This is a genomic window from Halobacillus sp. BBL2006 (assembly GCF_000786645.1).
GTDB lineage: Bacteria > Bacillota > Bacilli > Bacillales > Halobacillaceae > Halobacillus.
In genome coordinates this window covers 1-10961 of the sequence record NZ_JRNX01000355.1, presented here as the reverse complement: position 1 = coordinate 10961, position 10961 = coordinate 1, and the positions used below count along the sequence as shown (strand labels likewise).

At 42.6% G+C, this 10961-nt stretch carries 10 protein-coding genes; 6 read left to right on the top strand and 4 right to left on the bottom strand.

Annotated features, from left to right (window positions below; genetic code table 11):
* The 3 genes from LD39_RS11175 to LD39_RS11165 all read left to right on the top strand — a co-directional run.
* Positions 1 to 1493: BglG family transcription antiterminator (locus LD39_RS11175; protein ID WP_035546337.1), on the top strand; the 1493-nt coding region annotated here is incomplete at its 5' end.
* Between the two features lie 18 nt (positions 1494 to 1511).
* Positions 1512 to 1949, top strand: a complete 438-nt coding sequence (locus tag LD39_RS11170) for a PTS sugar transporter subunit IIA (RefSeq protein WP_035546336.1) — start codon at positions 1512 to 1514, stop codon at positions 1947 to 1949.
* 2 nt (positions 1950 to 1951) lie between these two features.
* The gene (locus tag LD39_RS11165) at positions 1952 to 3079 is read left to right on the top strand and encodes a mannitol-1-phosphate 5-dehydrogenase (protein ID WP_035546334.1); all 1128 of its coding nucleotides are present in this window, start codon (positions 1952 to 1954) and stop codon (positions 3077 to 3079) included.
* A 51-nt stretch (positions 3080 to 3130) separates the two neighbouring features.
* Here the strand turns inward: LD39_RS11165 and LD39_RS11160 are convergent, their stop codons facing one another.
* The gene (locus LD39_RS11160; protein WP_035546332.1) at positions 3131 to 3496 is read right to left on the bottom strand and encodes a PilZ domain-containing protein; all 366 of its coding nucleotides are present in this window, start codon (positions 3494 to 3496) and stop codon (positions 3131 to 3133) included.
* A gap of 163 nt (positions 3497 to 3659) precedes the next feature.
* Here LD39_RS11160 and LD39_RS11155 point away from each other — a divergent pair, with 163 nt between their 5' ends.
* Positions 3660 to 5435 carry a M3 family oligoendopeptidase gene (locus LD39_RS11155; RefSeq protein ID WP_035546330.1) on the top strand — a complete coding sequence of 592 codons (1776 nt, stop codon included), beginning with the start codon at positions 3660 to 3662 and terminating at the stop codon, positions 5433 to 5435.
* A 162-nt stretch (positions 5436 to 5597) separates the two neighbouring features.
* A complete protein-coding gene (locus LD39_RS11150) occupies positions 5598 to 5900 on the top strand; it encodes a 4a-hydroxytetrahydrobiopterin dehydratase (protein ID WP_035546328.1) in 303 nt (100 codons plus the stop codon).
* Positions 5901 to 5939: 39 nt separating this feature from the next.
* On the opposite strand, the gene LD39_RS11145 is transcribed toward LD39_RS11150, so the two are convergent.
* The 3 genes from LD39_RS11145 to efeO all read right to left on the bottom strand — a co-directional run bounded on the left by LD39_RS11145 (position 5940) and on the right by efeO (position 9967).
* A complete protein-coding gene (locus LD39_RS11145) occupies positions 5940 to 7721 on the bottom strand; it encodes an FTR1 family protein (protein WP_052158828.1) in 1782 nt (593 codons plus the stop codon).
* A gap of 36 nt (positions 7722 to 7757) precedes the next feature.
* The gene (efeB, locus tag LD39_RS11140; protein WP_035546324.1) at positions 7758 to 9020 is read right to left on the bottom strand and encodes an iron uptake transporter deferrochelatase/peroxidase subunit; all 1263 of its coding nucleotides are present in this window, start codon (positions 9018 to 9020) and stop codon (positions 7758 to 7760) included.
* A gap of 71 nt (positions 9021 to 9091) precedes the next feature.
* Positions 9092 to 9967 (bottom strand): iron uptake system protein EfeO, encoded by an 876-nt coding sequence (gene efeO, locus LD39_RS11135; protein ID WP_035546322.1) that lies wholly within the window; start codon positions 9965 to 9967, stop codon positions 9092 to 9094.
* Positions 9968 to 10096: 129 nt separating this feature from the next.
* On the opposite strand from efeO, the gene LD39_RS11130 reads away from it, so the two are divergent.
* Positions 10097 to 10961 (top strand): phosphotransferase family protein (locus LD39_RS11130; protein ID WP_035546320.1); only part of this gene is annotated, 865 nt, incomplete at its 3' end.

Genomic DNA, 10961 nt, shown 5'->3' with positions numbered 1-10961 from the left:
TCGTGAATAAAGAAAAAATTACTTTAATTGAACAAACTGTTGATTCCATACGAGCAGATTTGACGTACCCTTTAGCTGATAGTGCTTACATTGGGCTGGTCATTCACCTGGCACTAGCGATTGAACGCTTGCAACAAAGGGAATTCATACAAATGGAAGAAGAATACCTTTCTGAGTTGAGAGTGACAAAAGAATTCGAAATCGCAGAAAAACTCATTGAAAAGCTTGAAAATCAATTTGATTTAAAAATTCCAGAGGCGGAAACAGGCTACATCACGATGCATTTAATGGGTGCAAAAGTCAGATACAATGAAGATTTCATTCTTGAGGACAGTAGCCTGAGTGTAGCTTTTAAAGCAAAGCAGCTGATTGAATACGTGTCGAAGGCGATTCAGAGAAACCTGCACCAGTCTCCTCAACTTCTTAATGATTTAGTCGTACATTTGAAGCCGAGCCTTTACCGCATTCAGCAAGATATGGATATATCTAATCCACTAATGGATCAAATAGAGGAAGATTATCCTGAACTTTTCACCGTTTTAGAAAGAGCCGTCAAGCATGTATTTCCTTCCCTGGAATTTCCTAAAGAAGAAACGGCTTTTGTTGTGATGCACTTTGCCAGTTGCTTGCTCAATATGGAAGGGGCACGAGGGCTAAGAGTATTGGTGGTTTGTTCGAGCGGGATTGGTACAGCAAAAATTCTTGCAGCTAAACTTCAGCGGCAATTCCAGGAAATCGAAGAGGTCGATCATCAGTCACTATTCGATTTGAAGCAGCTGGATTTAGAAAGCTATGATTTGATCGTTTCGACAATCCCGCTTGAGCACATTGAACACTATGTACTCGTCAATCCAATGCTGCCGACTTCAGATGTTCATCGTCTTCAGCATCAGATCAGGAAAGTTAAAATAATAGAAAGTATGAAGGCGCTGGAAAAACCGGTACCAATTGCGGACCAGACGCTGCAGACCATTCAAGACTCTGTCAGTGGTGTACAACGGTACGCAACGATGGTCAGTCAAATACTGAATGGACTTTATGTGTTCGAAAGCACTTCTGACGATAAGGGAACCGTATTAAAAGAGACGTGTCATTATCTAGTAGATGAAGGAGCATTAATGGAAGCGGAAAAAATTACGAAGGCTCTGCTTAAGCGAGAAACATCTGGGGGCCTGGGGATTCCAGGTACAGGCTTAGTTCTTTACCATACCCGCCAGCCCAGCATCCCTGTTCCTTCTTTTACAGTCATTCTGCTAGAATATCCAATCACGATTCAAGGGATGGATGAGGAGTGGATGGAGTCAGACGTCTTTATCTTAATGCTTGCTCCTGAAGAAATAAGTAAAGAAGGACTCGAAATCATGAGCTTTTTAAGTACCTTACTCATTGAAGATCCAGTTAGTACAGAAACATTCAGCTCTAAAGAAGAAGATCGTATTAAGAATTATGTGTCCAATCAGATTCATCAATTTTTTAAAAAGAAATTATCATAAACGAAGAGGAGAATGAAAATGTCTGAAAATATTTTAACTGCAAAAACCATTGAATTGAATCAAAGTTTTCAATCAAAAGAAGAAGCGATCCGTTACGTAGGCGCATTGCTGCGTGATCACGGATATGTCAATGAAGAATATATTGATCAGATGTTAGAACGTGAGAAAGTTACTTCAACATTCATGGGGAACTATGTCGCTATTCCACACGGCACAGAAGACGCGAAGAAATCTGTCCTTGAAACAGGGCTTGCCGTTGTAACCGTTCCAGATGGCGTAGATTTTGGGGATGGAAATATCGTGAAACTGCTGATCGGAATTGCTGGAAAAGGAGACGAACATTTAGAGATTCTGTCTAAAATTGCTATCGTTTGTTCGGAAGAAGAGAACATTGATTCAATCTTAAATGCTGATTCTAAAGAAGAAGTCATTAGCATTTTCAACGAGGTGAATTAATCATGAAGGCTGTTCACTTCGGTGCTGGAAATATTGGAAGAGGTTTTATCGGAGCTTTGTTGTCAGAGTCAGGCTTTGAGACCATTTTTGTCGATGTCAATGCGGAACTTATCGAGGAACTGAATCAGAAAGGTACCTACCAAGTGGAGCTTGCTGGCACCTATGATCAAATAAAGGTTAATAAAGTGTCAGGATTGAACAGTATGGAAGAGGAAACAGAGGTCATTGAAGCGCTAGCTGAAGCGGATGTCATTACAACGGCTGTGGGTCCGAACGTACTGCCTTTGATTGCGCCTTTGCTTGCCAAAGGTTTGTTGAAGAAAAACGATCGAGGAATTGTCATTGCGTGCGAGAATATGGTGGGAGGAAGCGAGGCTCTTAAGAGTCATGTCCTTGAAAACGTGACGGAAGATCAAAAAGTGTGGATCTCCGATCAAATCGATTTTCCTAACGCTGCGGTCGACCGAATCGTCCCTAATCAAAACCAACAAGATCCACTGACTGTCATGGTAGAACCTTATTTTGAGTGGGTAGTAGAAACAGCTTATGTGCGAACAGAGCTTCCGAATATTGAAGGCATCACTTACGTCGAAGATTTGACACCTTATATTGAGAGGAAGCTGTTTACGGTCAACACGGGCCACGCAGTTGCTGCTTACCTTGGTAAATATAATGGATATAAAACTATAAAAGAAGCGCTGGATGATCGAGTGATCAAGGATAAAATTCAAGGTGCTTTACATGAGTCTGGTTCTGTTTTGATCGAAAAGTATGGCTTTAACACGGACGAGCATCGAGAGTATATCGAGAAGATCATCAGCCGGTTTGAAAATCCGGACTTATCGGATGAGGTTACGCGCGTGGGCCGTGGGCCGATTCGTAAACTAGGACCCAGGGACCGTCTTGTACGCCCGGCACTAGAGTTTATCCGTTTGAAAAACGAGGAGCCTGCACATCTTGCTGAGGTGATCGCAGCTACGCTTTATTATGTAAACGAATCCGATCCAGAAGCGGTGAAGCTGCAGGAGATGATTCAAGAGAACGGACGATTGGAAGCATTTCGTGAAATTGCAGAGCTTGAGGAGGATCACCCTCTCGTTCAAGCTGTTAAAAAGAAACTGTCTGAATAAGATATCAACCCCCCCCTGTTCAAAAAGAGCAGGGGGGTTTTCAAAACACTTTTATGTAGAATTCTCCGTTGACGTTTTTCTCAGCTTTTTTAAGGCTTGTACCACTTCCTGCTGATGATCACCGATAAAATCAAGTCCATAGTGATATCCTTTTCTCGCTTGCTTCACCCAAACGACATCGGCCGTGAAAGATAGATCCACATGAGCGATCGAGGTCTGGACGAAAACTTGTACGTTGGATGTCAGTGGGATGTGGACAGAAGTGAAGAGCTTCATCCCTCCTGGACTGATGTCAACGACTTGTGCGGGACCACTTGAAGAGTTCACTTGCTTTTCTCCAACCTTAATAATTTTGAAGATAGCCGGATTGGGTTCTTCAAATGAATACCGCAATGTTTCATGTCGACGATATCGCATACGATCTCCCCTTCGCCTATGCAGTCTTTTTTATGAAAATACCAAAATTTTCGACAGAAAGCAATTTTTGAAATAATAGCAAGGGGTGCTTTTTATCCTTGTTGGAAGATTCTGATATACTGAGAGTGGCAGTTTACAATACATATAAAGAGAGGGGATTGAGATGACTACTTATTCATTAACGTGGGATTTGGATACCATCTTTAAAGACGGCAGCCAATCACAACAACTTAAACAATATGTAGAGGGAACAGAAAGGCGCATTTCAGAACTGGAGGTAAACGTGGAATCTTTTACAGCTCCTAGAAATACTGATCAGGTTGAGGAGATGTCAGAGATCGTTCCACAAATTCAAACGATCATAAAAGAATTGACAGAGTTCGGAGCTTTTGTCAGTTGTTTAAATGCCCAGGATGTTCATGACAAAAAAGCTGGTCTTTGGCTGTCTAAACAGCATGAACTGGGAGCTAGATTTGATAATGTAATGACAAAGTTCGATCAAAAGCTGGTTCAAGTGGATGAAGATGTCTGGAATTCGATGATTAAACAGCCCCCTTTCAAAGAGTTGGCTTTCATTCTTGATGAGCGACGGCAGCTGGCTATGGATAAATTGGATCTTCGCCAGGAAGCGTTGATCAACGATCTTGGCATCGATGGGTACCATGCATGGGGCCAGATGTATGATATTTTAGTAGGTAAGATGACTGTTATGGTTGATGAAGAATCTTTGTCTGTCGGACAGGCGGCGAACCGATTGAGTTCTTCAGATCGTAATATCAGGAAAAAAGTGTTTGATAAACTTCAGGAAGCCTGGAGCGGTCAAGTGGATTTATTTAGTGAAACATTGAATCATCTTTCTGGTTTCCGTCTTCAAACGTATAAGCATCGTAACTGGGACAGGGTACTGAAGGAACCACTCGACTATAATCGCATGAGTGAGGATACGCTTAATGCAATGTGGGGGACAATTGAAGAATATAAGCAGCATTATGTGCCTTACCTAAAGAAAAAGGCTGAATTGTTAGGAATTGAGAAATTAAGTTTTTACGATGTGGAAGCACCTGTCGCAAAAACTGAACAAACGATGAGTTTCCAAGGTGGAGCAGAATTCATCATCAAACAGTTCCGTCAATTCAGTCCCAAAATGGCTGACTTTGCAGAAATGGCATTCGAAAAAGGTTGGATAGAAGCGGAGGATCGCGCAGGTAAACAGCCTGGAGGGTTTTGCACAAGTTTTCCTGACAGCGAGCAAACCCGTATCTTCATGACTTATTCCGGAACTCCATCCAATGTCGCTACGCTGGCACATGAACTTGGACATGCTTATCATCAGCACGTTATGAATGAGCTGCCTGTTTTAAACCAGGGCTACGCTATGAACGTTGCTGAAACAGCATCGACTTTTGCTGAAATGATTGTCGCTGATGCGGCTGTAAAGCATGCTGCAAGTGAGGATGAAAAGCTTGCTCTGTTGGAAGATAAAGTCCAGCGTGGGGTAGCATTTTTCATGAACATCCATGCGCGCTTCTTATTTGAGACTCGATTTTATGAAGAACGAAAACAAGGTGTCGTTACTTCCGAGCGTTTAAACGAACTAATGACAGAAGCTCAAAGAGAAGCCTACATGGATAGCCTTGATGAATACGATCCGACTTTTTGGGCTTCGAAGCTGCATTTTCATATTACTGATGTTCCGTTTTATAATTTCCCTTATACTTTCGGTTATTTGTTCAGTATGGGAATATACGCAAAAGCGGTAGAGATTGGCACGGACTTTGAGGACCAGTACATCGCTCTTTTACAAGATACCGGTCGTATGACGGTAGAAGATTTGGCGAAAAAACATTTGGATGTCGACCTTGAAAAACCAGATTTTTGGCGTCATGCACTCGACCTATGTATGGCTGATCTCGATGAGTTTATGAAATTGAGTTCGTAGTTTTCTCTGGGGTACCAGGTACGACAGTTGCTTGTATAGGTACCAGGTACCACCGTGAAAGAAAAGAGTACCTGGTACCATTCGAGGGAATGTAGGTACCAGGTACGGAAGATGTCGGTAAGGGTACCTGACACCAATACCTGAAAAAAGGAGGGCGTGTTCATGAAAGAACAAAGGATTCCTGAAGAGGAAAAGGAGAAGCAGGTCGCTGAATTAGATGGATGGAAACTGCAGGATGAAAAGTTTATCGTGAAGCGATACCGGTTTACCGATTTTTTATCAGGAATACAATTTGTTAACCGAGTCGCAGAGTATTCGGAGGATATTCAGCATCACCCGTTCATCAGTATCGATTATAAAATGGTGACGATGAAGCTGACGTCATGGAATGCCAAAGGCTTAACTGATTTAGACCTAAGTTGCGCGCAAAAGTACGATGAACTTTATGAGGCTTTCACTGAATAAAATAAAATCCCCTTCTCTTAAAAAGAGAAGGGGATTTTATTATGAAGCAGCTTTTGTTTTAGACTGCCGTTTTCTGTTGTTTTTACTTATAAACTGAAAAGCCACAATTAAGAGTAAAATCAGTTGAGCGATAATCGTTTCGAATGTCGGGTAAAATCCTAAGAAATCGATAATCGGTAGACTCCCTATTTGGTGTACGGGAAGGATGTTGGTGATTTGTAAAGCATGTATACTGACGCCTGTGAATTTAATGGCGATATAGTAAATTAACACGCTCGCTACCAGAAAGAATGGGCGAATGGGCAAGCGTACACTCAGTTTAATGAGCAAGAAGCCAATGATGATCAGTAAGACGAGGGCTCCACCCATCCCTTGAAGCAGTTGGGACACTGTAATCGAAGGAGCCATTCCCAGGTAGAAAATGATTGTTTCTGCCCCTTCACGGAAGATGGCGATGAAGGTGACGAGAGCGAGCATCCATTTCGCACCCCGGTTCATCACTTTTTGAAGCTGTTGATTAATATATTGGTTCCAGGCTAGAATATTCGATTGTTTATGAAGCCAGGCTCCGACGGTCACCATCATGACGACAGCAATGAGACCGGTCACACCTTCAATAATTTCTCTGTTCGTACCTGATTGGAGTCCTGCGAACATCATAGTAAGGATAATGGCTAACCCGCCGCTTAAGACTAGTCCTAGACCTAGACCACTCCATACCCATACACGCTGCTCTTCATTGTCCGTTCTTCTTAAATATGCGAGAAGCGTAGCGATGATTAGAATCGCTTCCAATCCTTCTCTGAATAAAATGAAAAAGGCGTCCCAGGCAGAGTATTTGCTTTGCTCTGTAAAAGGCTCCAAATCGGCGATCATGGTGTCGATGTTCTTAGAAGCTGATGCTGCATCTGGCTGAGAGGAGCTTAAGGTTGTAAGGACTTCAGTCATTGTCGTTTCGGTCTCATTATAGACCGTTTGGGATTTAGTAAGTACTTTTCCTTCTACAATTGGCCACTGTTGAATGAATTTTTCCATCTTCGTTGCAGCCTTGTTGTATTCTTCTCTGCCAATATCTGATTGAACGTTTTCCAGCAAGCCGATTAAGCCAGTCAACGTAACGGAGTCGGTATTAATAGTACTAGCGGAATCAGCTGTTTTTCCATCTAAATAGTCTTGGATAGTCACTTTAAGTTTTTCTAACGATTGGACCGCCTGATCGACTTGAACAGGGTCCTTGTTCAAAGCCACACGAACCATACTCATTTTCGTTTCGATTGATCCATAGGCTTGTAAATTCGTTTCTCGGATCGGTTTTTCAAGGGCAGTCCAATTACTTACAAAGGCTTCGTTCAGCTTACGTGCTTTGGCGAAGTTCTGATCCTTTACTACGGATTGAATCTCGCTTAAGTCATTGATAAGGGATTCCATGCCTGCACGATCGATTTCTGATTCTTCACTCGCCGCACTGACATATTCATCTGTGTAACGGGCCAAATTGACGATATGTTCATATAAAGCTTCATGTTCGACAGAGCTGTCTGCTGACATCTTCAATGCAGTCTCAAGTTCGTTGTTGATTTGTTTTTCCGTTTCCTCTAAGTCTTTATTTCGCTCCGTAGTTTCCCAGGCTTTTTCGTAAGCACGAAGATTCTCATTCAAAGAGTCATAGTCTTCGCTTCTCACATCTACCAGTGCGTCACCGACGGTGGGTAATAGAACTTCCTTACTGTCAGCTGCATGGGCGGCATTAGGCACGGTGGATAGGAAGAGGAGGAAAACAAGAGAGAGGAAAATCCGCTTTCCAAGTCTGTCTATACGCATAGTGGTCATCCTTTCTTCAATTGTCTCCTTATACTTTTAAAAAAGTGAGTCTCCGATATATCCACCTTCAGATATTCCCCCCGGGCATGCAAATACGGCTGAGCCGATGTGGCGAATATACTCATTCATGCGATCTGAGCTGGCCATTCGCTTCTGAATAGGAACGAACTGTTTAAATGGGTCTTTTTGATAAGACATGAATAAAAGACCGGCATCAAGCTGAGCTCGGGTAGGGTCCATTTCACTGGAATAAGAGTAAGAGCGGCGATGAATCTTTTGTGAGCCATCTCCGCGCCCAAGTTTTACATGAGAATCTGCAGGAATATAGGGTTTTCCTTGCTCATCTTTTTTATCAAAATCGATCTCATCGAATTCATCTTTATGACCAAGTGGAGCACCGCTTACCTTCTCACGACCAAATGTTTTGTTTTGTTCATTCAAATGGGTTCGATCCCATACTTCAAGCAGCATCCGGATACGCCTCATCACCATATAACTTCCGTTCTTCATCCACGAGGCTTCACTTCCATTTGACCAGATGACATCGTTATAATCTTCGTTTGTACTTGGATTGACCGTTCCGTCTTTAAATCCGAAAAGATTTCTTGGTGTAGCATTTTTCTTGTCTGCTTTAGGAGACCGCAAGAAGCCCGATTGCATCCAACGTAGTGTCACGATTCCACGCCCGATTCGAATCAGGTTTCTGATGGCGTGGAAGGCGACTTGCTGGTCGTCAGCACAGACTTGGACGCACAGATCTCCTCCTGTCCACGCATCTTCTAATTGATCCCCTGGAAAAGCGGGGAGTTTCTTCAGCCGTTGAGGTCTTTTACTCGCTAATCCGAAGCGATCCGCGCCTTCTTTTTCAAAAAAAGTAGGCCCGAACCCGTAAGTCAGCGTAAGGTTGGAGGCTGAAAGTCCTGCTGCCTCTCCGGTATCCGCAGGGGGGACGTAAAGATTATCAGAATAAGAGTCGATCAGGACACCTTTGGACATTTTTTCAGAAGCAATGGTCCATTCTTTGAACAGATCTCTGATATCTGATAGTTTCTCGGTAGTAAGGTCTAGAGCAATGAGGTAAACGTAAGTCTGTTGTTTTGTTGTGATTCCAGCCTGGTGCTTGCCATAGAAAGGAATAACATCATCACTATTTACTTCTTCCTCTTTGCTCATTGTTTTTCCAAGTGCTGAAATAGTACCGAAGCCGCTCGCTCCTACAAGCAAGCCTAAGCCGCCGGCACCGGTTCGAAAAAGCATTTCTCTTCGTGTTATTTTGTCAGGTTTATTTTGATCGCTCATACTTGAACATCCTTTCCAGCATAAATAACTAGACAAAGCCACTAGACAACTCATCTAGTGGCAAATGTTTTCTACTGTTCTAATACAATTCCAATCTGTGAAAGTGGCTCAGCAAGTGCATCGATTGCTTTACTCAATTTTTGAGTATCTTCTTCCGTCAATTCTGTGTACGAGACATAACCGTTCTCCGTTTTATACTGTTCCAGAGCATCATAAACATCATTGAAGCGTGAATCCAGCGTAGAAGCTAATTCGGCATCTTTTTCTTTCAATACCGGATTTAGAAGTTCAACGATTTTCTTGGCCCCATCCACGTTAGCTGCGAAATCATAAAGGTCAGTATGGGAATACCGCTCTTCTTCACCCGTAATTTTAGAGGAAGAAACTTCATTCAAGAGGTCTACAGCCCCTGTTACTAAGGTTTGAGGCTGTACATCTGCCAGTTCGATCTTCGCACGCAGTGATTTTACGTCATTCAAAAGTTGATCAGCATATTTTTCAGTACCTTCGGTTGTATTTTCTTCCCACAAAATTTTCTCGAGGCGGTGGTAACCTGTCCATTCTTCTTCAGGTACATCGCCTTCACGAGCATCAATCTTCGGATCCAAGTCACCGAAAGACTCAGCAATCGGTTCAATACGTTCGAATGGCATTCTCGCAGTCGGATACAGTTCTTTTGCTTTCTCTAAATCGCCAGCTTTTACGGCTTCCACAAATTCAGTCGTTCCTTCAACGAAAATATCCGTCTGTTCAAGGCCGTATTGTCGGTAATCCGCTACAGCCTGTTCCAATTCTTTGGAAGCGGTGGAAGCCGTGGTTTCTGTCTGTTCCGTAGTAGAATTACTGCTTTCTTTGCCAGCAGCTTCATTTGATGAGTCTGAACTGCATCCTGTGAATAGAAGACTTGGTATAATGAGGGTGAGTGGGACGAGCTTAGATAATTTCATATGTAAAAATTCCTCCTGCTTTTATTGAAAATGATTCTCATTGTCTGATATTTATTATACTGAAAATGATTCTCAAGTAAAGGCTTTTTGGAAAAACTTTTAGATAAGCCAAGAGGAGGGGGGATAGTTATGAAAGAAAACTGGGAGCGTGTGAAATCGTCCATTCTTCTTGAAGATCAGGAGATTCAGTTTGCTGTAGAAAAGTGGAAGCCAGACTTAAGTATACAGAGAATTGAAGTTCTAAGTGGCGGGTTGAGTCACACCAATTATAAGATTACTTTCATGAAGGAAGAGCCTATAGTATTAAGAGTTTCAGAGAGCGAAGAAAACTTACGAATGGAAAAAACACTCCACGACCACTTACATAAATACAAGAAAGTACCCCTATTTCATAAACTGATATCTTTGAAAGAATATAAGGCAGGCATTTTACAATGGAAACAGGGCAGGACTCTCAAAGATATGCTCTACGAAGGAACCCCTTCTGTTTCGGGTAAGCTGGGGTATTCTGCAGGGCTTGAACTGGCGAACATACGACAGTATCCTTTTGAAAAGAGCGGGTTTTTTGATCAGCATCTTGACGTAGTGGAGCCTTTTGAAATGACGCAGGAGCGTTACCTTGAAACAATGGAGATGTTTCTCGGTCCTCATATTTCTAGGTGGATTGAGAAAGAAATGATCGACCAGATCAGGGACTTTGCAAAGAAGTGGTCTGAGCTGATTTCTCTTGATGATTCATCGAGCGCTTTAGTACACGCCGATTATAATGGTCTGAATCTTTTGGGGGATGAAGAAGGGATAACAGCTGTGTTAGATTGGGAGTTCGCGATGGCAGGATCGATCTACTGGGATATCGGTAATTTTATTCGCTATCCGAACACTCCTAACTTTTCGTATTGTGAAAAAGGCTTTATTGCTGGACTTAAAAGCCAAGGAATCATCCTTCCGAAAGAATGGAAGCAGATTGCCCGGCTTTATGACCTCCTGGGTCTCT

Coding starts and splice junctions, on each gene's coding strand:
- LD39_RS11170 (WP_035546336.1), top strand. CDS start 1,512: ATGTCTGAAAATATTTTAACTGCAAAAACCATTGAATTGAATCAAAGT.
- LD39_RS11150 (WP_035546328.1), top strand. CDS start 5,598: ATGAAAGAACAAAGGATTCCTGAAGAGGAAAAGGAGAAGCAGGTCGCT.
- LD39_RS11160 (WP_035546332.1), bottom strand. CDS start 3,496: ATGCGATATCGTCGACATGAAACATTGCGGTATTCATTTGAAGAACCC.
- efeO (WP_035546322.1), bottom strand. CDS start 9,967: ATGAAATTATCTAAGCTCGTCCCACTCACCCTCATTATACCAAGTCTT.
- efeB (WP_035546324.1), bottom strand. CDS start 9,020: ATGAGCGATCAAAATAAACCTGACAAAATAACACGAAGAGAAATGCTT.
- LD39_RS11155 (WP_035546330.1), top strand. CDS start 3,660: ATGACTACTTATTCATTAACGTGGGATTTGGATACCATCTTTAAAGAC.
- LD39_RS11145 (WP_052158828.1), bottom strand. CDS start 7,721: ATGCGTATAGACAGACTTGGAAAGCGGATTTTCCTCTCTCTTGTTTTC.
- LD39_RS11165 (WP_035546334.1), top strand. CDS start 1,952: ATGAAGGCTGTTCACTTCGGTGCTGGAAATATTGGAAGAGGTTTTATC.